The 26,915-nt window shown below is 71.0% G+C and carries 27 protein-coding genes; 14 read left to right on the plus strand and 13 right to left on the minus strand.

Annotated elements, in window-relative coordinates; translation table 11 throughout:
* Positions 1 to 9 precede the first annotated feature (9 nt).
* Positions 10 to 1,089, minus strand: coding sequence for an oxidoreductase (locus OG456_RS27845; protein ID WP_266565616.1), 1,080 nt, complete (start codon positions 1,087 to 1,089; stop codon positions 10 to 12).
* Between the two features lie 112 nt (positions 1,090 to 1,201).
* Between OG456_RS27845 and OG456_RS27850 the strand changes: the two genes are divergently transcribed.
* From OG456_RS27850 to OG456_RS27875, 6 genes are all read left to right on the plus strand, one after another.
* Positions 1,202 to 1,522: a multidrug efflux SMR transporter gene (locus tag OG456_RS27850; RefSeq protein WP_116502752.1), complete on the plus strand. Its 321-nt coding sequence runs from the start codon at positions 1,202 to 1,204 to the stop codon at positions 1,520 to 1,522.
* Positions 1,522 to 2,127: a TetR/AcrR family transcriptional regulator gene (locus OG456_RS27855; RefSeq protein WP_266565619.1), complete on the plus strand. Its 606-nt coding sequence runs from the start codon at positions 1,522 to 1,524 to the stop codon at positions 2,125 to 2,127. The genes OG456_RS27850 and OG456_RS27855 overlap by 1 nt, the downstream gene beginning before the upstream one ends.
* Positions 2,128 to 2,181: 54 nt before the next feature.
* A complete protein-coding gene (gene dapD, locus OG456_RS27860) occupies positions 2,182 to 3,183 on the plus strand; it encodes a 2,3,4,5-tetrahydropyridine-2,6-dicarboxylate N-succinyltransferase (RefSeq protein ID WP_266565621.1) in 1,002 nt (333 codons plus the stop codon).
* Positions 3,184 to 3,777: 594 nt separating this feature from the next.
* Complete coding sequence (locus tag OG456_RS27865) at positions 3,778 to 4,068, plus strand: hypothetical protein (RefSeq protein WP_266565623.1); 291 nt, start codon at positions 3,778 to 3,780, stop codon at positions 4,066 to 4,068.
* Positions 4,069 to 4,482: 414 nt separating this feature from the next.
* The gene (locus OG456_RS27870) at positions 4,483 to 5,094 is read left to right on the plus strand and encodes a SigE family RNA polymerase sigma factor (RefSeq protein WP_266569458.1); all 612 of its coding nucleotides are present in this window, start codon (positions 4,483 to 4,485) and stop codon (positions 5,092 to 5,094) included.
* Positions 5,091 to 6,314 (plus strand): WD40 repeat domain-containing protein, encoded by a 1,224-nt coding sequence (locus tag OG456_RS27875; protein ID WP_266565625.1) that lies wholly within the window; start codon positions 5,091 to 5,093, stop codon positions 6,312 to 6,314. Before OG456_RS27870 ends, OG456_RS27875 begins: the two co-directional genes overlap by 4 nt.
* Here OG456_RS27875 and dapA read toward each other — a convergent pair.
* Entirely contained in the window at positions 6,301 to 7,206 is a 906-nt protein-coding gene (gene dapA / locus OG456_RS27880) for a 4-hydroxy-tetrahydrodipicolinate synthase (RefSeq protein ID WP_266565627.1), read from the minus strand. The genes OG456_RS27875 and dapA overlap by 14 nt on opposite strands.
* Positions 7,207 to 7,413: 207 nt before the next feature.
* Between dapA and OG456_RS27885 the strand changes: the two genes are divergently transcribed.
* Complete coding sequence (locus tag OG456_RS27885) at positions 7,414 to 7,650, plus strand: hypothetical protein (protein WP_266565629.1); 237 nt, start codon at positions 7,414 to 7,416, stop codon at positions 7,648 to 7,650.
* 77 nt (positions 7,651 to 7,727) lie between these two features.
* Here the strand turns inward: OG456_RS27885 and OG456_RS27890 are convergent, their stop codons facing one another.
* The 4 genes from OG456_RS27890 to OG456_RS27905 all read right to left on the minus strand — a co-directional run bounded on the left by OG456_RS27890 (position 7,728) and on the right by OG456_RS27905 (position 11,048).
* On the minus strand, positions 7,728 to 8,522 hold the full coding sequence (locus OG456_RS27890) for an ABC transporter permease (protein ID WP_266565631.1): 795 nt from the start codon (positions 8,520 to 8,522) through the stop codon (positions 7,728 to 7,730).
* Complete coding sequence (locus OG456_RS27895) at positions 8,519 to 9,529, minus strand: ATP-binding cassette domain-containing protein (protein WP_266565633.1); 1,011 nt, start codon at positions 9,527 to 9,529, stop codon at positions 8,519 to 8,521. The genes OG456_RS27890 and OG456_RS27895 overlap by 4 nt, the downstream gene beginning before the upstream one ends.
* 67 nt (positions 9,530 to 9,596) lie before the next feature.
* Positions 9,597 to 10,442 (minus strand): DUF4097 family beta strand repeat-containing protein, encoded by an 846-nt coding sequence (locus OG456_RS27900; protein ID WP_266565635.1) that lies wholly within the window; start codon positions 10,440 to 10,442, stop codon positions 9,597 to 9,599.
* 66 nt (positions 10,443 to 10,508) lie between these two features.
* Complete coding sequence (locus tag OG456_RS27905; RefSeq protein WP_266565637.1) at positions 10,509 to 11,048, minus strand: hypothetical protein; 540 nt, start codon at positions 11,046 to 11,048, stop codon at positions 10,509 to 10,511.
* Between the two features lie 343 nt (positions 11,049 to 11,391).
* On the opposite strand from OG456_RS27905, the gene OG456_RS27910 reads away from it, so the two are divergent.
* Together OG456_RS27910 and OG456_RS27915 are read left to right on the plus strand one after the other, a co-directional pair.
* On the plus strand, positions 11,392 to 12,003 hold the full coding sequence (locus OG456_RS27910) for a winged helix-turn-helix domain-containing protein (protein WP_266565639.1): 612 nt from the start codon (positions 11,392 to 11,394) through the stop codon (positions 12,001 to 12,003).
* 21 nt (positions 12,004 to 12,024) lie between these two features.
* Entirely contained in the window at positions 12,025 to 12,768 is a 744-nt protein-coding gene (locus tag OG456_RS27915; RefSeq protein ID WP_266565641.1) for an SRPBCC domain-containing protein, read from the plus strand.
* Positions 12,769 to 12,820: 52 nt separating this feature from the next.
* Here OG456_RS27915 and OG456_RS27920 read toward each other — a convergent pair whose 3' ends face one another.
* Positions 12,821 to 14,644 carry an endonuclease/exonuclease/phosphatase family protein gene (locus OG456_RS27920; RefSeq protein WP_266565643.1) on the minus strand — a complete coding sequence of 608 codons (1,824 nt, stop codon included), beginning with the start codon at positions 14,642 to 14,644 and terminating at the stop codon, positions 12,821 to 12,823.
* Positions 14,645 to 14,860: 216 nt separating this feature from the next.
* Between OG456_RS27920 and OG456_RS27925 the strand changes: the two genes are divergently transcribed.
* Positions 14,861 to 16,303 carry a hypothetical protein gene (locus OG456_RS27925; protein ID WP_266565645.1) on the plus strand — a complete coding sequence of 481 codons (1,443 nt, stop codon included), beginning with the start codon at positions 14,861 to 14,863 and terminating at the stop codon, positions 16,301 to 16,303.
* Positions 16,304 to 16,534: 231 nt separating this feature from the next.
* Positions 16,535 to 18,007: an alkaline phosphatase PhoX gene (locus tag OG456_RS27930; protein WP_266565647.1), complete on the plus strand. Its 1,473-nt coding sequence runs from the start codon at positions 16,535 to 16,537 to the stop codon at positions 18,005 to 18,007.
* Positions 18,008 to 18,073: 66 nt separating this feature from the next.
* Here the strand turns inward: OG456_RS27930 and OG456_RS27935 are convergent, their stop codons facing one another.
* Complete coding sequence (locus tag OG456_RS27935; protein ID WP_266565649.1) at positions 18,074 to 18,970, minus strand: serine/threonine-protein kinase; 897 nt, start codon at positions 18,968 to 18,970, stop codon at positions 18,074 to 18,076.
* Positions 18,971 to 19,138: 168 nt separating this feature from the next.
* Here OG456_RS27935 and OG456_RS27940 point away from each other — a divergent pair, with 168 nt between their 5' ends.
* The 3 genes from OG456_RS27940 to OG456_RS27950 all read left to right on the plus strand — a co-directional run bounded on the left by OG456_RS27940 (position 19,139) and on the right by OG456_RS27950 (position 21,255).
* Complete coding sequence (locus tag OG456_RS27940; protein ID WP_266565651.1) at positions 19,139 to 19,789, plus strand: GntR family transcriptional regulator; 651 nt, start codon at positions 19,139 to 19,141, stop codon at positions 19,787 to 19,789.
* A gap of 77 nt (positions 19,790 to 19,866) precedes the next feature.
* Entirely contained in the window at positions 19,867 to 20,886 is a 1,020-nt protein-coding gene (locus tag OG456_RS27945) for a 1-aminocyclopropane-1-carboxylate deaminase (protein WP_266565653.1), read from the plus strand.
* Between the two features lie 141 nt (positions 20,887 to 21,027).
* A complete protein-coding gene (locus OG456_RS27950; protein ID WP_266565655.1) occupies positions 21,028 to 21,255 on the plus strand; it encodes a CarD family transcriptional regulator in 228 nt (75 codons plus the stop codon).
* A gap of 223 nt (positions 21,256 to 21,478) precedes the next feature.
* On the opposite strand, the gene OG456_RS27955 is transcribed toward OG456_RS27950, so the two are convergent.
* The 5 genes from OG456_RS27955 to OG456_RS27975 form a co-directional block, all read right to left on the minus strand.
* Positions 21,479 to 22,702, minus strand: coding sequence for a TerD family protein (locus OG456_RS27955; protein ID WP_266569459.1), 1,224 nt, complete (start codon positions 22,700 to 22,702; stop codon positions 21,479 to 21,481).
* 73 nt (positions 22,703 to 22,775) lie between these two features.
* The gene (locus OG456_RS27960; RefSeq protein WP_266565657.1) at positions 22,776 to 23,765 is read right to left on the minus strand and encodes a zinc-dependent alcohol dehydrogenase family protein; all 990 of its coding nucleotides are present in this window, start codon (positions 23,763 to 23,765) and stop codon (positions 22,776 to 22,778) included.
* Complete coding sequence (locus OG456_RS27965; protein WP_266565658.1) at positions 23,762 to 24,592, minus strand: carbohydrate ABC transporter permease; 831 nt, start codon at positions 24,590 to 24,592, stop codon at positions 23,762 to 23,764. The genes OG456_RS27960 and OG456_RS27965 overlap by 4 nt, the downstream gene beginning before the upstream one ends.
* Complete coding sequence (locus tag OG456_RS27970) at positions 24,589 to 25,524, minus strand: carbohydrate ABC transporter permease (protein WP_266565665.1); 936 nt, start codon at positions 25,522 to 25,524, stop codon at positions 24,589 to 24,591. Before OG456_RS27970 ends, OG456_RS27965 begins: the two co-directional genes overlap by 4 nt.
* Positions 25,521 to 26,891: a sugar ABC transporter substrate-binding protein gene (locus tag OG456_RS27975; protein ID WP_266565667.1), complete on the minus strand. Its 1,371-nt coding sequence runs from the start codon at positions 26,889 to 26,891 to the stop codon at positions 25,521 to 25,523. The genes OG456_RS27970 and OG456_RS27975 overlap by 4 nt, the downstream gene beginning before the upstream one ends.
* Between the last annotated feature and the right edge of the window lie 24 nt (positions 26,892 to 26,915).

Below are 26,915 nucleotides of genomic sequence, written 5' to 3' on the forward strand. Positions count from 1 at the left end.
CGCCCGAGGCTAGGCGTCCGACCGGGACGCGAGCTCCAGCGTGTGGGCGAGGCCCTCCCTACGGATGCGCTGGTCGATGTAGAGCAGCGCGGTGACCAGCGGCAGGAACACCGAACTCACCAGCTGTACAAGCAGGTTGGCGATCATGGACAGGGCCATGAGGAAGCCCAGCTTCGGCAGCATCGCCTCGAACACGTCGGACGCGCTCTGGCCCGGCCGGTACGCCTGCGGAGTCGCGTCGGGCATCGCGACCTCGAGCGGCACCCGCACCGCGAGCGACACCACCATCATGATCACGCCGGCCAGCAGCGAGATGCCGAACGTGCGCCACCAGGCGCCCCGCACCAGGCGCGCCGAGCGGCGCAGCGCCTGGATCGGTCCCGCCTCCTCGAGCGTGGCGGCCGCCGGACCGAACAGGAACAGGGTGTAGACCCAGACCACGAGCGGCGCGGTCACCGCCAGGAGCAGGAACAGCATGCCGACCGGCGCGACCGACTGCGTGATGAGCATGACGAAGATCGACACGAAGAACGCCACAGCCAGGCCCGCCGGGATCAGCGCGATCAGGCCCATCAGGAGGCCCACGCCGAGCACCGAAGGGGTGCGGGACCAGGCGCGCCGCCACACCGCCCCGAAGCGTGCGGGACGGCCGAGCACCGCCTCGCGCAGCACCACGGTGCACGCGGACTGGATGAACGCGGTGCCGACCGTGAGCGCCAGCATGCCGACGGCCCACACCACGCCGAACGCGGTCAACACCGGCCGCGCGTGGCTCCACTCGAACTCGGTGTGCCGGTCCAGGAGCGCCTGTACGTCGTCGGAGACGGCCGCGTAGGCGAGTGCCAGCGCGCCCGCCATGAGCGCGGCGAGCACCGCGTACACGATGAGGACGGTGCCGAACAGCGGCTTCGCGTGGCGGCGCATCGTGGTGAAGGCGCCGCCGAGTATCCGGTCGACGCCGAGCGGGGCGAGCGGGATGACGCCCGGCTGCGGCGGGGGCGGCGGCGGGGTCCACGCACCGCCCCAGCCGTAGCCGCCCGGTCCGTATCCGGGTCCCTGACCCGGCCCCTGTCCCCACATGTCCGTCATCTCGCCGCACTCCCGGGAGTAGTTCGTCCCTGTGGCCCCCCACAGTGATCGCGACACGATAGCCCGACCGCGCTATGTACGCCCGTACACAAGGTTGCGTACATTCGTACACATGGGATACGTACTGCTCTCCGGCGCCATCGCGGCGGAAGTGGCCGCCACCACCGCCATGAAGTACAGCGAGGGATTCAGCAGGCTCTGGCCCTCCCTGATCACCGTCTCCGGCTATCTGATCGCGTTCGCGCTGCTCGCCCAGACACTGAAGACCGTGCAGGTCGGGACCGCGTACGCGATCTGGGCCGGCGTCGGCACGGCCGTCATCGCCGGGATAGGCATGCTCTTCCTCGGCGAGGCGATGACCGCGGCCCGGCTCGCGGGCATCGCCCTGGTCATCGGCGGCGTGGTGCTGCTCAACCTGGGCGGCGCCCACTGATGGCGCGGCGCTACGACCCCGAACGGCGGCAGCGCATCATCGACGCCGCGATCCGCGTGGTGGGCGAGAAGGGCATCGGCGGGCTCAGCCACCGCAGTGTCGCCGCCGAGGCCGATGTGCCGCTCGGCTCGACGACGTACCACTTCAAGACCCTCGACGAACTGCTGGTCGCCGCGCTGCGCCAGGCCAATGAGGGGTTCGCGAAGGCCCTGGCCGGCAGCGCCGTCTTCGAGGCGCCGCGCGCCCGGCTCGCGGCCGGGCTCGCCGCGGTCCTCGGCGAGTGGCTCGCCGGTGAGCGCACCGGCGTCGAGCTCGAGTACGAGCTGTATCTCGCCGCCCTGCGCAGGCCCGCGCTGCGGCCCGTCGCCGCCGAGTGGGGCGAGGACGTCGCCGAAGAACTCGCGCGTCACACGGACCCGGTCACGGCCCGCGCGCTGGTCGCCCTGATGGACGGAATCTGCCTCCAGGTGCTGCTCACGGACGCTGTCTACGAGGAGGAGTACGCGCGCGACATGCTCGCGCGGGTCATCGACGGAGCCCCGGGTGGCCAGGCGGAGGGTCCCGCGGCCGACCGGTCGGGCGAAGGCGACGCGCCCGGCACCTGAGACACCGGCCGTACCGGTTCGCCCCCGCGGCGCACCTCCGGTTAGGTTTCACCCATGTCTGACTCTCCCGCCAGCACCACCGCTCAGCGCACCACCGGCGCCGTCGCCGCAGGCCTCGCCACGCTCACCGCCGACGGCACCGTCCTCGACACCTGGTTCCCCGCCCCGTCCCTCCAGGACGAGCCCGGCCCGGCCGGCACCGAGCGGCTCTCCGCCGAGCGCGCCGCCGAACTGCTCGGCGAGGGCGCCGCGAAGGCCATCGGCACCGACGCCCGCCGCGGTGTGGAGACCGTCGCCGTGCGCACGGTCATCGCCTCGCTCGACGACAAGCCGCTCGACGCGCACGACGCCTACCTGCGCCTCCACCTGCTGTCCCACCGGCTGGTCAAGCCGCACGGGCAGAACCTGGACGGCGTCTTCGGCCTCCTCGCCAACGTCGCCTGGACCACGCTCGGCCCGGTCGCCGTCGACGACGTCGAGAAGGTCCGCCTCAACGCCCGCGCCGAGGGCCTGCACCTCGCCGTGACGTCCATCGACAAGTTCCCCCGCATGACGGACTACGTGGCGCCGAAGGGCGTCCGCATCGCCGACGCCGACCGCGTGCGCCTCGGCGCGCACCTCGCCGAGGGCACCACCGTCATGCACGAGGGCTTCGTCAACTTCAACGCCGGCACGCTCGGCACATCGATGGTCGAGGGCCGCATCTCCGCTGGTGTCGTCGTCGGCAACGGCTCCGACATCGGCGGCGGCGCCTCCACCATGGGCACGCTCTCCGGCGGCGGCAACGTCCGCATCACGATCGGCGAGCGCTGCCTCGTCGGCGCGGAGGCGGGCGTCGGCATCGCCCTCGGCGACGAGTGCGTCGTCGAGGCCGGTCTCTACGTCACCGCCGGTACGCGCGTCACGATGCCCGACGGCGAGATCGTCAAGGCCCGTGACCTGTCCGGCGCCTCGAACATCCTCTTCCGCCGCAACTCGGTCACCGGCGCCGTCGAGGCCCGCCCGAACAACGCGGTGTGGGGCGGCCTGAACGAGGTTCTGCACAGCCACAACTGATCATCGGCGGCCGTGATCTGCGGCCGCCTGATCGATCAACGATCCGACCTGCTGCCGAGCTGTCGGCAGTTGTCGGCGTCGGTCACCGACGAGCGCCCTTCCACGGCCCAAGGACGGCCGGGGAGGGCGCTCGTGCATTGCGAAGACACCTGCCTTGTAAGTTCGATCCACCCACTGCCTGTCGCGCTCCACCCGCGCACACTCGGGCCGTTCGCGACCGCTGAACGCCTTGTCTCTCCACTTCTCTGCCCATACTCCATGCGGGTGGTGCGGGCTCTGGGGCGTCACCGTCGAAGGCGGACGCGGCGTCAGGGGGCGTCATGGCTCGGGGCCTGACAGCAGACCGCTGACCTGCGGAATTGAGTAGACTTCTACTCAAGATGCTGGAGAGGGTATGTGCTACTAACGTGATTCTTGTGAGAGTCGCAACCGGGGCACGCCCGGGCGGCGAGATTCCGGAAGGACCGGAACCGATGAGCCGCGAGACGTGCTCCCTCTCGGAGCTGTGACCTCTGCGAACCGCACCGTATGTCCTGCCATGCGCTGTGGCCACCCGCCTTCGATCTTCGGTGGCGGAAGGAAAGGTGGAGACTCATGCGAGCACCTCATGTCAAGCGTTCCTTCGCTGTAGCCGCCGCCGGCGTGATGCTGGCTGGTGGCGCCGCTGTTGGTGCCGCGGGAGCGGCTGCGGCCGCCCCTGCCCACGCGACCTCCTCGGCCAGCCACTCCTACGACCGGTGCGGCTGGTGGGATGACTGCTACGGCTACGACAACGGGTACGGCTACGGGTACGGCTACGACAGCGGCTACGGCTACGGCTACGACAACGGGTACGGCTACGGCGGCGTAGCCATCATCGTGGTGGGCGGCTACGGCGGCTACTGAGCCAACTCGGGGAGAGGTGAACCAGTGCCGCATCAGACAACGTTCGCCCTGCGGCCACCATGACCCGGCCTGCACGCTCCGTACCCACACGCACCTGATGCCGTCGGGCGAGACCCGTACCCGGGCCGCCGTAGATCGCGTGTTCCGCGGCCAGGATGCGACGCGCGACGGCCCCGAGACGGCCCAGGGGGAAGGCTGAGTTTCTGACCTGCTACAACGTCAGAACAGCCACAACTGACGCACCCCGCAACCGAAGTGGCCCGCACCGGCTCCCGGTGCGGGCCACTCGCGTCATGCCTCGCACAACTCCCGCGCATTTCTCGCGCACGCAGGCATAGCGAGGGGCCGCCGCGCGCGTCACAAGGAACAGCACGGGGGGCACCAGGGCCGCCCGACGGGGAAGAGAAGGTGACGATGGATGCCGGCAGGGAAGCGCCAACGGGGCATGTCGGACAGACGGCGGGTGAGACAGGCGCGGATCGCTGGGACAGCTTCCGCGAGTTCGTGGCGAGCAGGTCGTCCGCCCTCCTGAAGACCGCGGTGCTCCTCAGCGGGGGCGACCGGCACGCCGCCGAGGACCTGCTCCAGAACGCGCTGATCAAGGCGGCCGGACGCTGGCACCGGATCGACGAACCGGAGGCCTACGTACGGAAGATCCTCTACCGCCAGCAGATCAGCAGATGGCGCCTGAAGTGGCGCGGACGGGAACTGACCGTCGCCGAGCCGCCGGAGAGTCGTACAGGGGTCGACTCTTCCCACGCCGCCGACCTGCGCATCGTGATGCGCACCGCGCTCGCCAGGCTCACCGCCCGGCAGCGCACCGTACTCGTCCTGCGTTACTTCGAGGACCTGCCCGAGGCGGATGTCGCCCGCCTCCTGGGCTGCTCGGTGGGCACCGTGCGCTCGACCACGCATCGCTCGCTCGCCAAGCTGCGCAGCCTCGCGCCCGAACTCGCCGCGCTCGGTCGGGCCGACGCCGAAGAGCTGCCGTCCCGTGACTTCTCGCCCATGGAGGTGCGTCCGTGAACGTCGATGAACTGCTGCGCGACGCACTGCGCGAACAGGCCGCCGACAGCGCGTCCGTGCCGTCCGGCTTCGCCGACCGGGTGCTCGCCGTGCGGCACCGGCGCCGGGTCCGCACCATCGCGGGAGCCGCGGTAGCCACGGCGGCGGTCGTGGCCACGGCGGTCGCCGTGCCCGTCCTGCACTCGGGCGGCCAGGACGTGCGCCCCGCGAGCCGGATGAACCAGAGCGACATCATCGCGCACCCCGACCAGTCGCCGCCGCGGGACCTGATCGCGGCGGGGGACACGGCGCTGGCCGCGTTCTCCACGTACAAGAAGGTCGAACTGCCGGGCCGGGACGCCGAGATGCGGCGCACCTTCGGGCTGCTCAACCAGAAGACCGGCAAGTACGACAGGACCACGCGGTGGTCGTGGGTCGACGTGGCGCCCGGCATGCGGACGGCCGCCGTCCTGGAGAAGCGGCTGCCCGTGGACCGCGTCGGCCTGCTCGACCTGATCACCGGCAAGGTGGAGCGGTGGATCGAGCTCGACAAGGGCGTGGGCGGGGTGAAGTTCTCGCCGGACGGCAGGAAGCTCCTCGCCACGACGTACTCCAAGAGCCCCGACCACCTCTACTGGTCGCACAAGATGAACGTGAACGGCAAGAACCAGCCGGGGCCGGTCGCCAGCCGGACCGGGTTCGCCGTCGTCGACGTCGACTCCGGCAAGGCCGACTGGCACGAACTGCCTTTCTGGAAGGACGAGATGGGCTGGTCGCCGAACGCGCGCGCCGACCTCGCGTTCAGCCACGACGGCAAGCTCGTCTACGAGCAGATCCCGACGGCCCCCGGCCGGATCTACTACGACCTGAACGGCCGCAAGGTGGCCACACCCGCCGTGGAGAAACATGTGACGTGGGCGGAGGCGGGCCTCTCGCCGGACGGCAAGCTCGTCGGGGGCGACTTCGCCGGCCAGGGCGACGAGATCGCCTCGGCGATCGCGGATCCGCTCAGCGGCAAGATGATCACCAAGGTGCCGGGGCAGCAGCTGCTCGCCTGGGCCGACAACAAGCGGCTCATCGCCTGGGGCTGCGACCCCAAGAAGTGCCGCGGCAAGGGCGAGTTCCACAACCAGCTGCTCCTGCTCACCATCGGCAGCGACAAGGTCGTCCAGCTCAGCGACTTCCGCAAGGCGTCCGACGACTACCCGGGCCGCTGGACACCGCAGTTCACGACACGCTGACGAACTTCTCGTACGCGGTCAGCAGCCCGTCGGTCACCTCGTGGCCGGCGGGCCGCAGTGGTGCGCGGACCGGGCCGCCGGGCAGGCCGAGCGCGCCGAGCAGTGCCTTCGCGGTGACCGTGCCCGGCAGCCCGGACGCCATCATCAACTCGACGAGTGGCGCGGCGAGTTGCTGGCGCCGGGCCGCCTCCCGGGTGTCGCCCGCGTCGTAGGAGTCCAGGACGGCCCGCAGCGCACGCGGCGCCACGTTCGCGACCGTCGACACGAAGCCCGCCCCGCCCACCGCGTACAGCGGGAGCGCGAACTCCTCGCAGCCCGCGTAGTACGCGAGACCGGTCGCGCCGAGCACCTTCTGCGTGGCGAGCATGTCGTACGCGCAGTCCTTGACGGCCAGGATCCGGGGGTGGGACGCGAGCCGGATCAGGGTGGCCGGCTCGATGCGCGTGCCGGTGCGGCCCGGGATGTCGTACAGCATCACCGGCAGTCCCGACGCGTCCGCGATCTCGCGGAAGTGCGCCTCCAGGGCGTCCTGTGGCGGGCGGCTGTAGTACGGGCTGACGACCAACAGGCCGTCCGCGCCCGCCTTTTCGGCCCCGGCCGCGAGCTCCACGGTGTGCCGGGTGTCCGCGGTGCCGACGCCCGCGACGACGGGGACCCGCTCCCCGACCGCGTCCTTCACGGCGCGCACGAGCGCGGCCTTCTCGTCGTCCGACGTCGTGGGGGACTCGCCGGTGGTGCCGGACAGGACGAGGCCCTCGCAGCCCTCGGCGACCAGGTGGGCCGCCAGGCGCTGCGCGCCGTCCAGGTCAAGGGCTCCGTCGTCGGCGAACGGCGTGACCATGGCGCACAGGGCGCGGCCGAAGGGCGGGTGCGGGGAGTTCGCGAGGCTCATATGTGCAGTCTCGGCGCCCCGACCGTGCAGCTCCACTTAATTCTTCTACGAGGTAGTGGCGAGCCTCGCTAATCGGTCGGGGTGCGTGGCCGAGTTTCGACGGGATATTGGCCGAGGGGCGACCTTCAGAAAGGGCGCCCGGATTCCGAGTTATCAGGAAGAAGTCGCACGTATGCGTAGACATATAAAACGTATAAGGATCCCGTGGTGCGTGACATCGTCCTGGCCCTCGCCGCTCCGCTGCTGATCTGCGCGAGTGGCATCTACGCCGCGTGTGACATCTGGCGGCGCCGCCAGCACCCCGCGCCGGACCCGAGCTCACAGGCCGGGCGCCGCATCGCCGCCGAACGGGCGGTGGCCGACGCGGAGGCGATCGTGGCCGACCGGTACGCGATCCTCGCCGAGGCGGAACGCAGTGCCGCGCGGCTCGGCGGACAGCAGTAGGGCGGGGCGCTCACTCCCAGCCGGTGAGTGAACGCCCCGCCCTCATGTGCGGTGTCAATGAGCGGTGGTGCTGTTGATCAGTGCTTACCGGTGTTGTTGAAGAGCGAGCGCGACCAGGTGTAGCCGAGCACGGCCAGTGCCACGCACCAGACCACGGCCAGCCACCCGTTGTTGCCGATCTCGGTGCCGAGCAGCAGTCCGCGCAGGGTCTCGATGGCCGGGGTGAACGGCTGGTACTCGGCGATCGGCTGGAACCAGCCCGGCATCGCGTGGACCGGCACGAACGCGCTGGACAGGAGCGGCAGAACCATCAGCGGCATCGCGTTGTTGCTGGCCGCCTCGGCGTTCGGGCTGGACAGGCCCATGCCGACCGCGATCCAGGTGAGCGCCAGGGAGACGAGCGCCAGCAGCCCGACCGCCAGGATCCACTCCAGGGCGGTGGCATCCGTGGACCGGAACCCGATCGCCACGGCGACGGCCCCGACGAGCACCACGCTCATCACGCACTGCAGAACACTGCCGACGACGTGCCCGATGAGCACCGATCCGCGGTGGATCGCCATGGTGCGGAAGCGGGCGATGATGCCCTCGGTCATGTCCATGGAGACGGACACCGCGCTGCCGATCGTGGTGCCGCCGATGGTCAGCATCAGGATGCCCGGGACGAGATACGCGATGTACGCGGAGCGGTCGGCGCCGCCACCGCTGATGCCGGCGCTCATCACGTCGCCGAAGATGTAGACGAAGAGCAACAGCAGCACGACGGGCGTCAGCAGCAGATTCAGCGTCATCGAGGGGTAGCGCCGGGCGTGCAGGAGGTTGCGGCGCAGCATCGTGGACGAGTCGCGCACGGCGAGGGACAGGGAGCTCATCGGGCTTCCTCCTTGGGCTGGTTCGGCTGGGTGGGTACGCCGGCGCCGCCGGTCAGGGCGAAGAACACGTCGTCGAGGTCGGGGGTGTGCACGGTCAACTCGTCCGCCTCGATGCCGACCGAGTCCAGCCAGTCGAGGATGGAGCGCAGCTCGCGCTGGCTGCCGTCGCTGGGGATCTGCAGCGCGAGGGCCTCGTCGTCCCGGTGGGCCTCGCGCAGGGAGAGGGCGGCCGACCGGTAGACGTCCGGGTCGGTGAACCGGAGCCGGATGTGTCCGCCGGGGATGAGCCGCTTGAGTTCCTCGGCGCTGCCCTCGGCGGCGATCCTGCCGTCGTTGAGCACGGCGATGCGGTCGGCGAGCTCGTCGGCCTCGTCCAGGTACTGGGTGGTGAGGAAGACGGTGACGCCGTCGGAGACCAGCTCGCGGATGATGCCCCACATGTTGTGGCGGGCGCGGGGGTCGAGACCGGTGGTCGGCTCGTCGAGGAAGATGATCCGGGGGTTGCCGACCAGCGTCATGGCGATGTCGAGGCGGCGCTTCATACCGCCCGAGTAGGTGGAGGCGGGCTTCTTCGCGGCGTCGGTGAGATCGAAGCGTTCCAGCAACTCGGCGGCGACGCGCCGCCCCTCGCGCTTGGGCAGGTGGTGCAGGTCGGCCATGAGGAGCATGTTCTCCTCGCCGGTGATCAGGCCGTCGACGGCGGAGAACTGGCCGGTCACCCCGATCGCGGCACGTACGCCGTCCGGTGACGTGGCGAGGTCGTGGCCCGCGACCTGGGCCTGACCGCCGTCGGCGGAGATGAGCGTGGACAGGATCTGCACGGCCGTGGTCTTGCCGGCGCCGTTCGGGCCGAGCAGGGCGAACACGGTGCCGGTCGGGATGTGCAGGTCGATCCCGTCGAGGACGGTCTTGTCGCCGTACGACTTGCGCAGACCGACGGTGGAGACGGCGGCGGACGGCTGCCGGCCGTCGCCCGACCTGGACGTGGTCATGACAGATGAAGGCATGGGGCCCTCCCGTTCGAAGGCGTGGTGAGCGGTGAAGTGGCGGGTGGCGTAAGGGGCTTGGGGCGGGTCAGGCCCGGGCGCGGCGGATGTCGATGTTGCCGAACTTGGTCCGGGCGCGGACCTCGACCGTTTCCTCGCTCTCCTCCGGGCTGTCGGAGGCGGTGAGCGTGTTGCGCACCTGTCCGTTGCCCGAGCCGGCGTCGAGCCAGGCGGCCGTGCCCTCACGGATGCCGATGTCGATGGCGCCGTAGGAGGTCTCGAGCTGGACGGTGCCACGGGCCACGTCGCCCACGCGCAGGGTGCCGTGGGCGGTGGTCGCGGTGACCGAGCTCTCGGCGCGGCGGATGTCGATGTCGCCGTTGGCGCCGCTCACCCGCAGATCGCCGATCGCGGTGCCGACGCTCGTGGAGCCGTGCGAGTTCTTCAGGACGGCCGGGCCGTCCACGACACCGACGCGCAGGCTGCCGGAGCTGGTGGTGATCTCGGCCAGGCCCTCGACCTGGTCCACGGTGATCGAGCCGTGCGACGCGGTCAGCTGGAGCGGGCCCGTCGAGTCCAGACGGACGTCACCCGACGACGTCTTCACGCGGACCTCGCCTAGCCGGCCCTCGCCGAGCACCTGGGTCCAGGAACCGGTCGTGTCGATGCGGGAGCCGGTGGGCAGCTCGACCGTCACGTCGACACTTCCGGTGGGCCCGACGAGATAGCGACCCTTGGGTGTCCTGATGGTCAGCACGCCGTTCGCGTAGGTGACCTCGGTCTGCTCGGCGACCCGCACGTCCTTGTCCTTCTTCGGGTCGCGGGGCCGCATCTCGACGACCGTGTCGAGGCGGTCGCTCGCGGAGAACTGGATGGAACCGGCGGCCACGTTGGCGATGACCGAGATCGGCTGGGGCGTGTCGAAAGAAGGCATGGCTGTCCCGTCCTCTTGGGTCTCAGGGTGAAGTTCCGGGTGAATTCGGGCGGGCGGGAGGCGCGGTCAGCGCACCCAGCCCGTGAAGCTCTGTCCGACGGTGCGGGTGGTGCGGGTGGCTTGGGTGCTTCCCGGTGTACGTGACGGGGTGCCGCCGTCGACCGCGGCCGACACGGCTCGTACCAGCCACGCGTTGACCGACAGGCCCTCGCGGCTCGCGGCCTCCTCGGCGCGCGTCTTGAGGTGGGCGGGCAGGCGCAGATTGACGCGGGCTGTGCCGCCCTCGTCTCCGTCGGCGGGCGCCGGGGCCGGCGCCTTGAGCGGCTCGGCGGGCCCGCTCCTGTCCTCGTACGCCTCGTCGGCCGCCGGCCGCGTGACGACGAAGTCCGGGTCGAGCCCGCGCAGCCGTACGTCGACCGAGCCGGGGGCGAGTTCACGGGTGATCTCGTCCATCGCGGCGGAGAGCACGTTGAGCATCGTCAGGCGGGTCGCCGACTCCAGGGGAGCGGTGAGCCGCTCGGCCAGCTCGCGGGCTTCTTCGCCGCCGGCTTCGGCGGCCACCGCGAGTTCGCGGCGGAGGTTGTCGACATACGGCGTGAGGTCCATGACGTCATAGTGGCACCACTTTGGCGCCATGCGCAAGCGCCTAAGGGACGTTCATGTGCTTCAGGGTTGATCAAGTGGCTCTGACCTGCGAAAACGTGGTGACACCGAGTTGCGTCAAAGAGGTGCCACGTGGAGCCCCACACGCTCTGGCGCCTCTGATGGCACCATGAGGCACCATGTGGCACCACGTGGCACCACGAGGTGTCATGCGGCGCCACGTGGTGCCATCGGGTCGAGGTCCGTCCATGTCCGGGCGAGTGGCCCCTGCCTCGGTTGGTTTCCCCGACTCGCCGAACAATCGAGTCGCCTGGACAAAAAAAGTTTTCGGTGGGACGGTGGGGTCATGTTGGACGTCACCGTGATCGAGGACCCGGCGGCAGCCGCGGTCTCCCTCGACCCGATCAGGGCCCGGCTGCTCGCGGAGCTGGCCGCCGGACCCGCATCCGCCGCCATGCTCGCCCCCAAGGTCGGCCTGCCGCGCCAGAAGGTGAACTACCACCTCAAGGCGCTGGAGAAGCACGGCCTGGTCGAGCTGGCGGGGGAGCGGCGCAAGGGCAATGTCACCGAGCGCCTGATGCGGGCCACGGCCGCCTCGTACGTGATCTCACCGGTCGCGCTCGGCGCCGTGCGGCCCGACCCGGACAGGGCCCGCGACCAGCTCTCCGCGCGCTGGCTGCTCGCCGTCGCGGCACGTCTCGTACAGGACGTGGGGGCGCTGCTGACCGGGGCCGCCAAGGCGAAGAAGCGCCTGGCCACCTACGCGCTCGACGGCGAGGTCAGGTTCGCGTCCGCCGCGGACCGGGCCGCCTTCATCGAGGAACTGACCCAAGGGGTCGGCGCGCTCGTCCGCAAATACCACGACGGATCCGCCGAGGGCGGCCGCGACCACCGCGTGGTGATCGCCGTGCATCCCTCGGTGAAGGATCCGCAGCCCCGACCGCCCCTCGAAGACTGACCGCACCAAGGAGTTACCGCCATGACGAACGAACCCAGGGAATTCGAGATCGCCCGCGAGTTCGAGGTCGACGCCACCCCCGAACAGGTCTGGGAGGCGCTCACCTCGGGCACCGGCGGCTGGCTGTGGCCGATGGAGTACGAGCCGAAGGAGGGCGGCCGCGGCCCCCATGGCGCCACGATCACCGCCTGGGACCCGGAGCGCCGGCTCACCGCCCGCTCGGACAACCCGGAAGCGCTGCCCCCGTTCCAGACCCTCAACCAGCTGGACCATGTCATCGAGGCCCGCGACGGAGGCAGCCGCGCCTGGGTCCGCTACGTCCACAGCGGGATCTTCGTCGACAACTGGGACGACTACTACGACGGCGCCGACAAGCACACCGACTTCTACCTGCACACGCTGCGCCAGTACCTGACGCACTTCGCGGGCCGCCCCGTCGCCTTCGCCATGTTCGACGGGCCCGCCGCGTCCGCGAACCCCGAGGCCCTCGCCGCCGTCGGCCGCGCCCTCGGCCTGCCCGACGACGCCGCCGAGGGCGCCAAGCTGCGCGTCCGGGGCCCCGGCGGCGAGACCCTGGAAGCCGTACTCGACTACCGCAACCCGTACTTCATCGGCCTGCGCACCGACGACGCCATGTACCGCTTCTTCGGCCGCGGCCGCTGGGGCGCGCCCGTCGGCATCGTCGTCCACGACTTCGCTCCGGACGCCGACGCCGCGCAGGACGAGACGGCCTGGCGCGGCTGGCTGGACGGGGTCTTCGCCTGACGACCCCGCCCCGCCGGACAACCCGCAGGTGCTGCGGACAGGCCCGCAGGTGCTACGGACGGAATCGCAGCACCTGCGGGTCGTGGTCGCTGATCTGGTCGTTGAACTCGCTGTTGATGTGCACGCTGTCGTACGCGAAGTCGTCGTGCCGGATCGACGGGCTGATCAGGATCTGGTCGAGGACCTGGCTGTTGCCCTGGTAGTCGTACGTGTAACGCTCGCTCCTCGGCAGGGACTTGATCGCCGACCACAGGGCGCCGCCGTCCTCCAGGCGCTGCGCCGTGCCGGAGAACTCGAAGTCGTTGATGTCGCCGAGCGTCACGACGTCGGCGTTCTTCTGCGCCTTGAGGATGTCCTTCACGAAGCCGTTCACCGCGTCCGCCTGCGCGTGGCGCTGGGTCTCCGAGCTGCGCGCCGGCGGTTGGTACTGCGCCGTCAGGCCCTGGTCGCCGCCCTTGGACGCGAAGTGGTTGGCGATGACGAAGACGGTCTTCCCGCGGAAGACGAACTCGCCCGCGAGCGGCTTGCGGCTGTTCTTCCACGCCTCGTCGGCGGGGGCGATCCGGCCCGGGGACGCGGTCAGCGCCGCCCGGCCGTGCGTCCGGGTGACGCCCACGGGGGTCGTGGAGTCGCCGCCGGCGCGGTCGGTGAACGAGACGCGCTCGGGGTTGAAGAGGAACACCTGGCGGATGTTGCCGCCGGGCTCGCCGCCGTCCTGGTCGTTGACCGGGTCGACGGAGCGCCAGTCGTACTTCGGGCCGCCGGCGGCGACGATCGCGTCGATCAGCTTGTTCACCGTGACGTCCGCGGCGACCGTGCCGTCGTCCTTCGCGCCGTTGTTGTCCTGGATCTCCTCCAGCGACACGACGTCGGGCGACTGGAGGTGGTCGACGATCGCGGCCGCGTGCGCGGCGAACGTGCCGTCGGCCGGGTCCAGGTTCTCGACGTTGTACGTGGCCACGGCCAGCTCGCCGCGCTTCTGCCGCCGCGTCGTCTCCCGCTCCAGGCCCCCCTTGTCCAGGGTGCCGAGCTCCCGTGCGACCAGCGTGTAGCCGCCGAACTGGGTGTAGTCCAGGGGGCCTTCGGTCCGTCCAGCCAGGGTGTCCCCGACGTTCGCCGCGGGGAAGTCGGCGACCGTGCCGAGCGACTGGATCTGGAGGCGGCCCGTGTTCTGGGACTCGTACGAGCCGTAGACGGTGCCGCCGCGGCGCGTGGGGTTCTCGTGCGGCTTGACCGTCACCCACAGCTCGGCGTACGCGTCGGAGGCGGTCACGACACGGGAGGAGCCGACGCGTACGTTCATGCCCTCCAGGGACTCGTAGAGGTCCAGGGCGTACTCCGAGGGGCGCAGCGGCAGCGCGTTGACCGAGCCGTTCGCCGCCGGGTCGCCGGCCGGGGCGTACACGGCGGGGACGGACTTCGCGTCGATGACCGTGGCGGCCGGGAGCGCGTTGCCCGACGAGACGACCGTGACCGTCGGCTTGGTGATCTCCGTGACGGACTGGTTGCCCGACGAGGCGCCGCCGGGGACGTACTCCGAGACCGTGCCCGAGACCGTCACCGCGTCGCCGGCGGCGGCCTTCGGGGCCGAGCTGGTGAAGACGAAGACGCCCTCGCTCGTGGCGGGGTCGTCGTCGGGCGCCGTGTCCTGGATCCAGAAGCCCTTTGACGAGCCGTAGGTTCTGACGCCCGTGACCACACCGGCCACGTCCGTGACCTGTTTCCCGGCCAGCGGGGACGTCCGGGTCGCGCCCTGGATGTCATGGATGCGTATCGCGGCCGCGTGCGCGGGCGAGGTGAGGACGACGGCGGAGACGGTGGAGCAGACGGCGGCGACGGTCAGCGCGGCGAGGCGCGACGAGTTCTTGCTCGGCAAGGGGTCCCTCCGGGGACGTGCGTGATGCGCCGGGACGAGGGCGGAGCGAGCGGGTCGCTCCGTGCTCTTCTACGCGCGTAAATCTCTTGTGGAGCAAGGGGAGTTGTCAAGGTTTCAGCGGTGTACGGTTCCTGACGGGTACATGAACCGGGCGGCATGCTGCCAAATCCGTCTAGGCTGAGCGGTCGCACAACACGTCCGGAGGAGAACAAGGCGATGTCAGACAGCTCCCCCCTGCCGCCGGCGAGGCTGCACTCCGAAGCGGAGCTCGCGCGCGCCGCCCTGGCCGCCCCGCTGCTCTCCCGCGCGGTGCGGCTCGCCCGCTGGGCGGGACCCACGACCCGGGTCGGCGCGGGCGGCGAACTCGTCGAGGAACAGCTGCCCGCCGCGGCGCTCGCACTCGGGCTCGCCGCAGACGCCGACGGGGCCGCGGACGCGAGCGAGGCCTGGCGGGTCGCGGTCGACACCGGGCTCGTGGAGATCGTGGACGAGGAGGAGGGCACCGTCACCGCGGGCGAGGAGCTCGCCGTCGTCGCCTCCGGCAGCCCGCAGGACGTCCTCGCCCTGTGGCTCGGCGCCCTGGACACCGCGCTCGCCGACGCGAGCGTGCCGGACCTCGACGACCTCGTCGACGTCCTGGAGGAGACCGGCGAGGTCGACTTCTCGCAGCTCGACTGGGACCCCGAGGCGGAGGCCGAGTTCCTCGAGGGCGTCCTCGGCAACCTCTACCTCCTGACGGTCACCGAGGGCGGCGCGGGCGACGAGCCGGTCCCGCTGCCCGCCCTCGCCGCGTCGATGATCGTGCCCGACGACATGGACGAGCCCACGGACGACGTCCTGGAGCAGGTGTCGGACGCGATGCTGAAGCTGGACGACCAGTTCCGGCTGCTCGTCCCGGTGGGGCTCGTCGAGTTCCAGCCGGTCGACGAGGCGCTGATGGCGGAGATCGAGGAGGGCGAGGGGGGCACCGAGCCCGACGCCTTCGACGACTCGGACGTCACGCGGTACGGCATGGTGCGGCTCACCCCGCTCGGGCTCTACGGCGTCCGCGCGCGCATGATCGACGCCGGTCTCGACGCGCCGGTCGTCGGCGACCTCGCGGACAAGGGCGCGGACACGCTGTTCGACGGCACGTCGTCGTTCCCGCAGGCCGCGGCGCAGGCCGAGATCGAGCAGTGGCTCGCGCGACGCCAACCGCTCGTCGCGGCACGGGAGTTGCTGGCCGCGGCGCGCGGCGCGGACGCCGGGGCGCCGCTGCGGCGGCTGCGCTGCCAGCAGGCGTTGTCCCTCGTGGGCGGCGAGGCGGAGCCGGCGCTCAGGGAGGTGCTCGACGACGCGGAGCTGGGCGGCCTCGCGCGCGTGTGGCTCGCCGAGCACGGGGCGGGCGACGTGCCCGCGCCGCCGGAGTCCCTGATCTTCTGGCTCACCGTCGACACGATCGCCGCGCAGCTCGCCCTGGAGGGCAACTCCGACGAACTCCAGGGCCTGGTCGAGGGGCTCGCGGCGCAGCACCGCGGGTTCTTCGCGGCGGCGTGGAAGGTGGACCACCCGGCGACGGCGGACGTCCTGGAGGCGATGGGACGTCTGCACCCCGACAAGAAGGTGGCCAAGGAGGCCCGTAAGGCGGCGTTCAAGGCGCGTTCCGCGCAGGGCGGGTAGCGGACAGCGACGGCGGGACAGGGAGGGGGCGGGGCGCGGGGGCGCCCCGCCCCTTTCGCGTACGCCCCGTCCCACCCCTCCCTCGGTCCCGCCCGCCGACGACCGTGAACGTGTTCGCTCTGCCGGCGTCGTGCGGCGTTCAGCCGCCGTTCAGGCATGGCAGGGACCGTGTGGCCGAAACAGCATCAGCGCCCGCTCCACCGCCACAGCCACCCGGTCACAGGAGACACCATGTCGCTCACCCGCAGGGACTTCACGAGACGCTCCGCCGCCACCGGCGCGGGCATCGCCCTGGCCGGCACCGTCGGCGCGCTCGCCACCGCTCCCGGTGCGCTGGCCGCCGAAGGGGACTACGAGGACGCGCAGGCCGAGGGCCACGAGGGCCACGACGCGCACCACCCCGGTGTCGGCTACGGCCCGCTCGTCGACGACCCGAAGGGCCTGCTCGCGCTGCCCGCCGGATTCTCGTACCGCGTCATCACGTACACCGGGAAGACGACCCTGGAGTCGGGGGAGTCCACCCCGTCCAACCACGACGGCACCGCCACCTTCGACGGTCCCCGCGGCGCCACGCTGCTCGTCAACAACCACGAGATCGGCGGCGCCCGCACCAAGGCGAAGTACCCGGTGCCGCTCGCCGAGGGACTCGTCTACGACCCGGCCGCCGCCGGTGGCTGCACCGTCGTCGAGGTCCGCCGCGACGGACAGGTCGCCGAGTGGGTCGGCATCGCCGGCACCGCCACCAACTGCGCGGGCGGGCGCACCCCTTGGGACACCTGGCTGACCTGCGAGGAGACCGAGGACAAGGCCGGCGCCAACGGCATGACCAAGGACCACGGCTACGTCTTCGAGGTCGACCCCGCGGACCGCCGCGCGAACCGCGAGCCCAAGCCGGTCAAGGCCTTCGGCCGGTACGCGCACGAGGCCGTCGTCATCGACCCCAAGCGCGGCCACGCCTACCTCACCGAGGACGCGTCCGGCCCCAACGGCCTGCTCTACCGCTGGACCCCGCCGAAGGGCTTCCAGCACGGCCGCGGCAAGCTGCGCACGCTCGCCGACGACGCGGGCGTCCTCCAGGCCACCAAGTGCTTCGACTCCGGCGGCCGCTTCGTCGACGACCTGTCGCGCGCCACGCAGATCGGCACGGTCTACGGCGTCGACTGGATCGACGTGTCCGACCGCGACGCCAAGACGGTCTCCGTGCGCAAGCAGTTCGCCGATGGCGAGGTCACCCGCGCCCGCAAGCTCGAAGGCATGTGGTGGGCCGACGGCGGCACGTACATCGTCTCCTCGTTCGCCCGTGCGGAGAGCCCCGTCCAGCACGACGGACAGGTCTGGTTCTACGACCCCAAGCGCCGCACCCTGACGCTCAAGGTCCTGCTCGGCGTGAACGCCGACCCGGCTGACGCGTCGGGGGCCGGCGCCTTCGACGGCCCGGACAACATCACGGTCTCCCCGTACGGCGGCCTCGTCATCGCCGAGGACGGCAACGGCATCCAGCACCTGTTCGGCGCGACCGACAGCGGACGCACGTACCCGATCGCGCGCAACGAGCTGAACATCGGCACCGAACAGGAGCCGGAGTACAGCGAGTTCACCGGCGTCACGTTCTCGCCCGACGGCCGGACCCTCTACGCGAACATCCAGACCCCGGGCATCATGCTCGCCATCTCGGGACCCTGGAAGCGCCAGCGCTCGAACTGAGCGCGGCTCACCCTCCGGCCGGCGCGCACGCACCTGTGGTGCGCGCCGGCCGCGGTCGTTCCCCGGTCAGTCCTGCTCCTGGGCCGACAGCCGCTCCGCGAGCGACTCCTCGTGCACGTGGATGAGGGCCGCGACCTCCTCCTGCTCCCACCAGGGATACGGGGTCGCCCGCGCGACGCACCACGCCAGGACCTCGGGGACCGTCGGACGGGCGTACGGGGACTTGGCCAGGCAGCGGGCGAGGAACGCCTCCCACTCCTGGTCCGGGACGCCGACGAGGTCCGGCGGCTCGTGCACTGTGCGGTGGATGACGTGCGGGGCGTTGCCCGCGCCGTGCGGATTGCGGCCCGTCGCGCAGAGGCCGAGCAGCGCGCCGAGCGCGAACACGTCCGCGGACGCGCCGGCCGGGACGGCGTGGGTGATCTGCTCGGGCGCCATGAAGCCGGGGGAGCCGACCGGTTCGGCGGCCGGTTCGCCGGTGCCGGGCGTCCCGCCGCCCGGCACCGCCGCCTTCGCGACACCGAAGTCGATGACCTTGGGCCCGGCCGGCGTCACCACGACGTTCGCCGGCTTGAGATCGCCGTGCACGAGCCCGGTCGCGTGGATCGCCGTGAGCGCCCCGGCGAGCGAGGCGCCGATCGCGGCGAGAGCACCCGGGTCCGGGAGGCCGAGCGCCGCCACCGCCTCGGACAGTGAGGGGCCCACGCAGAACTCGGCCGCGAGCCAGGGCACCGCCGCCTCGGGATCGGCGTCGAGCACGGCCGCCGTGAAGGGCCCCCGCACGGCCCGTGCCGCCTCCGTCTCCCACCGGTACCGCGCCCTGAACAGCGGCTCGGCGGCGAGAGGTTCCCGCACCGTCTTGACCACCACGACCTGGCCCGCGGGGGAGCGCGCCAGGTGGGCGGCCCCTGTGCCGCTGTCGCCGAGCTGACTGACGAGGCGGTAATCCGCGAGACGCACCATGGAACGCCATCCTCCTGTACGGCTTCGAACAGCGGTACCGCGGCTCGCCGCCGGCGGGCAGGGACGCCCGGAAGACCCGGGCCGCCGAGAGCCGCCGACGATCACTGCGACGCCGGGCAGCCACCGGGGGGTTCCCGCGAAGGCCATTGGTATCTAACATTTCAGTTCATGGCGGCCATCCGACGGGTGCAGCGCACCCTCCTCAGAGACCAGGCGTGCACCGCGATCCGTGACGCCATCGTCGGCGGGGACCTCGCGCCCGGCGCGGTCGTGCGTGACGTGGATCTCGCCGAACTCCTCGGCCTGTCCCGAGCGCCCGTCCGCGCGGCGTTCTCACGGCTCGTGGACGAGGGGCTCCTGGAGACCAAGCCGCAGAGCCACACCAGGGTCACCCCCCTGGTGGCGGCCGACGTCCGGGACGCGGCCGCCGTCGTACGCGCCATGCACGAGCTCGCCGTCCGCACCGCCGTGCCCCGCCTCACCCGCGCCGACACCGACGCGATGCGCGAGGCCAACCGGCGGTTCGTCGCGGCCGTCGCGGCCGGTGACGTGGACGCGGCCCTACGCGCGGACGACGAGCTGCACGGCGTCCCGGTCCGCGTCTCGGGCAACCGCGCCGCATCGGACACCGTCGCCCGTTACACGCCGCTCATCCGTCGTCTGGAACGGCGCCGCTTCGGCCAGGGCGCCGCGTGCGGCTCCGCCGAGCCGCACGCCCGCCTCATCGACGCCTGTGCCGCGGGGGACGTGACGGGCGCGGTGCGGATCACGACGGAGATCTGGCGCGTACTGGAGGAACTGGCCGACGAGGAGGCGTAGCCGGCCGGCACAGAAGCCGGCCGGTAGACAACGCGGGTCCCCGCACCCGCGACCCCGAACCGACCCCGGGAGGTCCCGTGACGATCGACGCGTACGAGCGCTACCCCCTGCTCTTCGGCCCCTCGCCCGTGCACCCGCTGGACCGGCTCACCGCGCACCTCGGCGGGGCCGCCCTCTGGGCCAAGCGCGAGGACTGCAACTCAGGGATCGCGTACGGCGGGAACAAGACCCGCAAGCTGGAGTACCTGGTCGCGGACGCGCTCGCGCAGGGCTGCGACACGCTCGTGTCGATCGGCGGGGTGCAGTCCAACCACACCCGCCAGGTCGCCGCCGTCGCGGCCCGCGCGGGTCTCAAGTGCGTTCTCGTGCAGGAGAGTTGGGTCGAGTGGCCCGACTCCGTCTACGACAAGGTCGGCAACATTCTCATCTCCCGGCTCGCGGGCGCGGAGGTGCGCCTGGTGCGGGCCGGGTTCGGCATCGGCGTCAAGGAGAGCTGGGAGCAGGCGGTCCGCGAGGTGGAGGAGGCGGGCGGCCGCCCGTACGCGATCCCCGCCGGGTGCTCCGAACACCGCCTCGGCGGCCTGGGGTTCGCCCAGTGGGCTTTCGAACTCGCCGAACAGGAACAGGCGTTGGGCGTCTTCTTCGACACCGTCGTGGTCTGCTCGGTCACCGGGTCGACCCAGGCGGGGATGATCGCGGGATGCGCGGCGCTCGTCGAGTCCGGCGGCCGACCCCGCCGCATCCTCGGTATCGACGCCTCCGCCGAGCCGGACCGCACCCGCGAGCAGATCCTGCGGATCGCCCGGGGCACGGCCCGGCTCATCGGCGTACGGAGGGAGCTGACGGAGGACGACGTCGAGCTCGACGAGCGCTATCACGCGGGGACGTACGGGGTCCCCGACGAGGCCACCCTCGACGCGATGCGGCTGGCCGCCCGCACCGAAGGCATGGTGACCGATCCCGTGTACGAGGGAAAGTCGATGGCCGGGATGATCGACCTGGTGGCCCGGGGCGAGATCGGCGCCGACGCGACCGTCCTGTACGCCCACCTCGGCGGCCAGCCGGCCCTGAACGCCTACAGCGCTTTGTTCCAGTGATCTGCGTCGCTGCAAAAGCTCGTTCCGGAGGGCTCATGCGCAGGTGAGCGCAGGTCGCGAGGGGTGTTTCACGGACATCGTCACCGAAGTGTGAGGACGTAGACGTGGTGTCCGCGGGTGCGCGGGGCGCATACTCGTTGAATGACAAGGCCCCCCAGTACGCGCCGCCAACTTCCGGGCAGCCCCTTCAACGTTCCGGCAAAGCCCGCTCCGCCGGTCGAGCAGTTCGCCGTGGGCGACCGCGTTTCCCATGATCAGTACGGCCTCGGCAGGATCATCGGAGTCGAGGGAGAGGAAGCCGTGCTCATCGACTTCGCCGGGCAGCAGGGCCGTTTCCTGAGCCCGTTCTCCAAGCTGTCCAAGCTCTGACGTATCCGACGCTTCGGAACCGGCGCCCTGGATTCGGGGGTCGTGTCCACGGCTTCGGAGGCTGACGCCATGAGGCGGTCGGCAGCATGGGTTTCCGTGCCGCCGACCGCCTCTGCCGTGTCCGCCCGTCACCCCTCGTGACGCCCCGGATCCCGGCGGCAACCCCTCGCTCGCATGAGCGAGGGACTGCAGTCCTCGGGGAGCCTGTGCCGCAGGCCGTTTCTCAGAGCGCCTGGGCCGCCGGCTTGACCATGCCGCGTACCGTCCGCGACTTCACGAAGTCGCCCATGGCCGTCATGTCCCACTCGCCGGAGAACTGGCGGATCAGCTTCGCCATCATCACGCCCGTCTGCGCCTCCGCGTTCGTCAGGTCGAAGCGGACCAGCTCCTCGCCCGTCGCCGCGTCGATGAGGCGGCAGTACGCCTTGGCGACCTCGGTGAACTTCTGGCCCGAGAACGAGTTCACCGTGAACACCAGGCCCGTCACGTCCTGCGGGAGCCGGCCCAGGTCGACGACGATCACCTCGTCGTCCCCGCCGCCCTCGCCCGTGAGGTTGTCGCCGGAGTGCTTGATCGCGCCGTTCACGATCGAGAGCTTGCCGAAGTAGCAGCTGTCCACGTGGTTGCGCTGGGGGCCGAAGGCGATGACAGACGCGTCCAGGTCGATGTCCTTGCCGCGGAACGCGGGCTCCCAGCCGAGACCCATCTTGACCTGCGAGAGCAGCGGCTGCCCGCCCTTGACCAGGGACACTGTCTGGTTCTTCTGGAGGCTGACGCGCCCCTTGTCCAGATTGATCTTCCCGGCGCCCGGAGCGGGGGCCGCGGGCGCGGCGGCCGGTACCGCGGGGGCCGGCGCGGGCGGCGCCACACGCGGGTCGATCGGGGGAGTCGTCGGCGCGGGCATGGTCTGCACGGGCTGTGCGGGCTGCACCGGCGCGGGGGCCGGGGCCGCGGGCTCCTCGACGCTCACGCCGAAGTCCGTGGCGATGCCCGCCAGGCCGTTCGCATAGCCCTGGCCCACCGCGCGCACCTTCCACGCGCCGTTGCGCCGGTAGATCTCGACGATCACGAGGGCCGTCTCGGTGCCGAGCTGCGGCGGCGTGAACGTGGCGAGCACGGAGCTGTCGTCGACGCCCCTGATCGTGGCCGTGGGCTCGATGCCCTGGAAGGTCTGGCCGGCCGCGTCCGGGCTCGCGGTGACGACGATCTTCTCGATGCCCGGCGGCACGGCGGCCGTGTCCACCACGATCGCGTCCGGTGCCGTGCCGCCGCCCGAGCGGTAGGTCACGCCCGGGCCCGAGGGCTGGTTGTAGAAGATGAAGTCGTCGTCGGAACGCACCTTGCCGTCGGCGGTGAGCAGCAGGCCCGAGACGTCGAGCCGCACCGGGGCGGCGACGTCCACCGCCACGCGGGCGGTGGACAGCGGGATGTTCGAGCCGGGGGTCATAGCGGTCATGCCGGGGTAACGAGCGGTGCCGCTTTGCCGTTCCCTTACCTGCCGATGACTTCCCACCGATGGCTCAGGGCACCACCACGATCTTGCGCCCCACCCCGGACGCGAACTGGTCGAGCGCCTGCGGATACGCGTCGAGGGGCAGCCGGTCGCTGATGAACACGTCCGGGTCGAGGACACCGCCCGCGAACAGCTCGGCGGCCCGCTCGTAGCTGTGCAGGACGGCCATCGAGCCGGTGATGGTGATCTCCTGGTTGTAGATCCGGTACGGGTCGATGGACACGCGCGCGGCGTAGTCCGCGACGCCGAACTGGAGGAACGTCCCCGCCTTCGCGACCCGCTCAAGACCGTCCTGGATCGCGCCCGCGTTGCCCGTCGCGTCGATGACGACGTCCCAGCCCTGCGGACGGTCGAGCTCGTCCGCGTTCGCCCCGGACCCCGAGACGCCCAGCTTCCGGGCGGTGGCGAGCCGGTCCGCGTTCAGGTCCACGACGTCGACGCTCGCGGCGCCGGTCCGCTTGGCGAGCTCCAGCATCATCAGGCCCATCGTCCCGGAACCGTAGATCAGCACATGGGAGCCGAGGCGCGAGTTCAGCACGTCGTAGCCGCGTACGGCGCACGACAGCGGCTCGATGAGGGCCGCGTCCTCGGTGCGGACGTGGTCGGGGAGGCGTACGCAGTTGGCCACGGGCGCGACGGCGTACCGGGCGGCGCCGCCCGCGGTGGTGACGCCGATCGCGGCCCACCGCTCGCAGAGGTTGTTGTGGCCCGAACGGCAGTAGCGGCACTCGTAGCAGTAGAGGGAAGGGTCGACGGCCACGCGGTCGCCGGCCGACACCTCGCGCACGTCACGCCCGAGGCCGACGACCACGCCCGCGAACTCATGACCGGGCACCACCGGCAGGGTCGGCGCGAACTCGCCCTGGAGGATGTGCAGATCGGTGCCGCACAGCCCGCATGCCGCGACCTCCACGACGACGTCGCGCGGTCCTGGCGTGGGGTCGGGGACCTCCGTGACCACTGCCTTGCCGACGGACTCGATGACGGCGGCCTTCATTTCACAGCTCCCAACGACAGGCCCTGGACCAGTTTGTCCTGGGCGGCGAATCCCGCGGCGAGTACCGGCAGGGAGATCACGAGGGACGCGGCGCACACCTTCGCCAGGAACAGGCCCTGGCTCGTGATGAAGCCGGTCAGGAAGACGGGCGCGGTCTGCGCGACGACACCGCTGAGCACGCGCGCGAAGAGGAGTTCGTTCCAGCTGAAGATGAAGCAGATCAGCGCCGTCGCGGCGATGCCCGGCATGGCGATGGGGGCCACCACGCGCGCGAGGAGGGTCGGCAGTCGCGCCCCGTCGATCCGCGCGGCCTCGATGACCGCGATCGGCACCTCGGCGAGGAACGACTGCATCATCCACACCGCGATCGGCAGGTTCATCGACGTGTAGAGGATGACCAGGAGCCAGATGTTGTCGAGCATCCCGGTGTTCTTGGCGAGCAGGTAGATCGGCAGGAGGCCCGCCACGACGGGGAGCATCTTCGTCGACAGGAAGAAGAACAGGACGTCGGTCCACTTCTTCACGGGCCGGATCGACAGCGCGTACGCGGCCGGCAGGGCCAGGACCAGTACGAACAGCGTCGAGGCGAGCGACGCCACCGTCGAGTTGACGAGCGCGGGCCACGGGCTCGCGCCGCCCGCCGTGCCGAAGAAGTCGCGGTAGCCGTCGAGGGTGAGGGACGCCGCGAACGAGGGCGGGTTGGTGGCGGCGCTCTCCTCCGAGTGGAAGGACGTCAGCACCATCCAGGCGATGGGCAGGAAGAACAGGATGCCGGCGAGCCAGGCGACGAGCCCGAGCCCTTTCACACGCGGTGGACGGACATTCATGCGCGGGACGCCTCCTCGCGGAACAGCGACGACACCACGCGCAGCGCGAACGTCGCGATGATGATCGAGCCGATGACGACCAGGACGCCGGCGGCCGACGCGAGGCCGTTCTCGTGGGCCTGGTAGAAGCTCTGGTAGACGGTGTACGGCAGGTTGGCGGTGCCGAGGCCGCCCGAGGTGATCGTGAAGACGGCGTCGAAGTTCTGCACGATGTACACCGAGCCGAGCAGGGCGCCCAGTTCGAGGTAGCGGCGCAGGTGGGGCAGGGTCAGATACCGGAAGACCTGCCAGTTGCCCGCGCCGTCCATCCGGGCCGCCTCGATGAGTTCGGGGGAGCGCGACTGGAGGCCCGCGAGCAGGATCAGCATCATGAACGGTGTCCACTGCCACACCAGGGCCGTCTCGACGGCGAGCAGCGGGGTGTTGGAGATCCAGTCGGGCTGGGGGCCGCCGACGTAGTGCAGCAGGCCGTTGAGAAGCCCGTACTCGGGGTTGTACAGGACGTGCTTCCACAGCAGCGCGGCGGCGACGGGAACCAGCAGGAACGGCGCGATGAGGAGCGTGCGCACGAGGCCGCGGCCGCGGAACTTGCGGTCGAGGAGCAGTGCGAGGCCGAGTCCGACGACCAGGCTCACGATGACGACCGTCGCGGTCAGCAGGATCGTCGTCAGGACGGACTTGCGCAGGTCCGGGTCGGTGAGCACCTCGCCGTAGTTGGCGAACCAGGTGAAGCGGCGGGCGTCCGGATACAGGGCGTTCCAGTCGAAGAACGAGATCACCAGCGTCGCCACGAAGGGCAGCTGGGTCACCACGATCATGAACACGAGGGCGGGCAGGAGCGGGGCCCTGGTGGCCCAGGCGCGCAGCCGGCCGGGGGTTTTGGCGGTGCCCACGCGCGCGTGGGCGACGGGAACGGTCGTGGTCGCGGTCATCGTCCCTCGTACTCCTTCGCGATCTCGTCGGCGAGCTTCTGGGACTTCCTCAGGGCCGTGTCGACCGACTGGCGTCCGGCGATGGCCGCACTGATCTCCTGCGAGACCTTGGTGCCGAGATCGGTGAACTCGGGGATGCCGACGAACTGGATGCCGGGCGCGGGCCGCGGCTGGACGCCCGGGTCGCGGGGGCGGGCCCCTTCGATGGCCGCGCGCGTCACGTCCTGGAAGGCGGCGGCCTCCTTGCGGTACTCCGGGTTGGTGTACGTCGAGGCGCGCTTGCCGGCCGGCACGTTCGACCAGCCGATCTTGTTGCCGACCAGGTTCTCGTAGCCCTTGCCCGACGCCCAGGAGACGAACTTCCACGCCTTGTCGGGGTTGCGTGAGGCGTTCTGCACGCCCCAGGCCCACGTGTAGAGCCAGCCCGAGCTCGCCGTCCTCTCGACCGGCGCGGGTACATAGCCGATCTTGCCCTTGACCGGGGACTTCCCCGATTCGAGCGAACCGGCGGCGGCCGTGGCGTCGTACCACATGGCGGTCTTGCCCTGGGTGAGGTTGTTGAGGCATTCCGCGTAGCCGGACTGGGCGGCTCCGGACTCGCCGTGCTTGCGGACGAGGTCCACGTAGAAGCGGGTCGCCTTCTCGAACCCGGGCGAGGTGAGCTGCGCCTTCCAGTTCTTGTCGAACCAGGTGCCTCCGAAGGTGTTCACCACCGTAGTCAGTGGCGCCATGAGCTCGCCCCAGCCGGGCAGGCCGCGCAGACAGATGCCCTTCATCCCGGGCTCGGCGCCGTCCGCCTTCGCGGCGAGGTCGGCGACCTGTTGCCAGGTGGGGTGCGCGGGCATGCGCAGCCCCTTCCTGGCGAAGACGTCCTTGCGGTACATGAGGAAGGACGACTCGCCGTAGAACGGCTGGCCGTAGAGCTTCCCGTCGTCCCCGGTGAGCGACTCGCGCATCGGCTTGAGGATGTCCCGCTCGTCGTACGCGGTGTCCTTGCGCGCGTACGAACCGAGTTCGTGCAGCCAGCCGTTGCGGGCGTAGATCGGAATCTCGTAGTTGCTCAGCGTCGCGACGTCGTACTGGCCCGCCTGGTTGGCGAAGTCCTGGCTGATCTTGTCGCGGACGTCGTTCTCCGGCAGGACGGTGAAGTTCACCTTGATGCCGGTCTCCTTGGTGAAGTGCGCGGCGGTCAGCTTCTGCAGCTCGGTCATCTGCGGGTTGTTCACCATCAGGACGTTGATGGAGTCACCGCCCGAGCCGGTCCCGCCGGCGCCGGCCCAGCAGCCGGAGAGCAGCGGGGCGAGCAGCGTCCCTGCGGCGGCCGCGGCGCACAGCGCGCGCGGCCTCCGTCGGCTCTGGGTTCGCATGAATGCTCCTGAACGTATGAGGCA

The sequence above is a fragment of the Streptomyces sp. NBC_01446 genome (assembly GCF_026340095.1).
Classification (GTDB): Bacteria; Actinomycetota; Actinomycetes; order Streptomycetales; family Streptomycetaceae; genus Streptomyces; species Streptomyces aureus.

Coding starts and splice junctions, on each gene's coding strand:
- OG456_RS27910 (WP_266565639.1), top strand. CDS start 11,392: ATGTTGGACGTCACCGTGATCGAGGACCCGGCGGCAGCCGCGGTCTCC.
- dapD (WP_266565621.1), top strand. CDS start 2,182: ATGTCTGACTCTCCCGCCAGCACCACCGCTCAGCGCACCACCGGCGCC.
- OG456_RS27870 (WP_266569458.1), top strand. CDS start 4,483: ATGGATGCCGGCAGGGAAGCGCCAACGGGGCATGTCGGACAGACGGCG.
- OG456_RS27925 (WP_266565645.1), top strand. CDS start 14,861: ATGTCAGACAGCTCCCCCCTGCCGCCGGCGAGGCTGCACTCCGAAGCG.
- OG456_RS27890 (WP_266565631.1), bottom strand. CDS start 8,522: ATGAGCTCCCTGTCCCTCGCCGTGCGCGACTCGTCCACGATGCTGCGC.
- OG456_RS27900 (WP_266565635.1), bottom strand. CDS start 10,442: ATGCCTTCTTTCGACACGCCCCAGCCGATCTCGGTCATCGCCAACGTG.
- OG456_RS27865 (WP_266565623.1), top strand. CDS start 3,778: ATGCGAGCACCTCATGTCAAGCGTTCCTTCGCTGTAGCCGCCGCCGGC.
- OG456_RS27895 (WP_266565633.1), bottom strand. CDS start 9,529: ATGCCTTCATCTGTCATGACCACGTCCAGGTCGGGCGACGGCCGGCAG.
- OG456_RS27855 (WP_266565619.1), top strand. CDS start 1,522: ATGGCGCGGCGCTACGACCCCGAACGGCGGCAGCGCATCATCGACGCC.
- OG456_RS27955 (WP_266569459.1), bottom strand. CDS start 22,702: ATGACCCCCGGCTCGAACATCCCGCTGTCCACCGCCCGCGTGGCGGTG.
- dapA (WP_266565627.1), bottom strand. CDS start 7,206: ATGAGCCTCGCGAACTCCCCGCACCCGCCCTTCGGCCGCGCCCTGTGC.
- OG456_RS27950 (WP_266565655.1), top strand. CDS start 21,028: ATGACAAGGCCCCCCAGTACGCGCCGCCAACTTCCGGGCAGCCCCTTC.
- OG456_RS27930 (WP_266565647.1), top strand. CDS start 16,535: ATGTCGCTCACCCGCAGGGACTTCACGAGACGCTCCGCCGCCACCGGC.
- OG456_RS27960 (WP_266565657.1), bottom strand. CDS start 23,765: ATGAAGGCCGCCGTCATCGAGTCCGTCGGCAAGGCAGTGGTCACGGAG.
- OG456_RS27915 (WP_266565641.1), top strand. CDS start 12,025: ATGACGAACGAACCCAGGGAATTCGAGATCGCCCGCGAGTTCGAGGTC.
- OG456_RS27970 (WP_266565665.1), bottom strand. CDS start 25,524: ATGACCGCGACCACGACCGTTCCCGTCGCCCACGCGCGCGTGGGCACC.
- OG456_RS27965 (WP_266565658.1), bottom strand. CDS start 24,592: ATGAATGTCCGTCCACCGCGTGTGAAAGGGCTCGGGCTCGTCGCCTGG.
- OG456_RS27905 (WP_266565637.1), bottom strand. CDS start 11,048: ATGGACCTCACGCCGTATGTCGACAACCTCCGCCGCGAACTCGCGGTG.
- OG456_RS27975 (WP_266565667.1), bottom strand. CDS start 26,891: ATGCGAACCCAGAGCCGACGGAGGCCGCGCGCGCTGTGCGCCGCGGCC.
- OG456_RS27940 (WP_266565651.1), top strand. CDS start 19,139: ATGGCGGCCATCCGACGGGTGCAGCGCACCCTCCTCAGAGACCAGGCG.
- OG456_RS27845 (WP_266565616.1), bottom strand. CDS start 1,089: ATGACGGACATGTGGGGACAGGGGCCGGGTCAGGGACCCGGATACGGA.
- OG456_RS27850 (WP_116502752.1), top strand. CDS start 1,202: ATGGGATACGTACTGCTCTCCGGCGCCATCGCGGCGGAAGTGGCCGCC.
- OG456_RS27935 (WP_266565649.1), bottom strand. CDS start 18,970: ATGGTGCGTCTCGCGGATTACCGCCTCGTCAGTCAGCTCGGCGACAGC.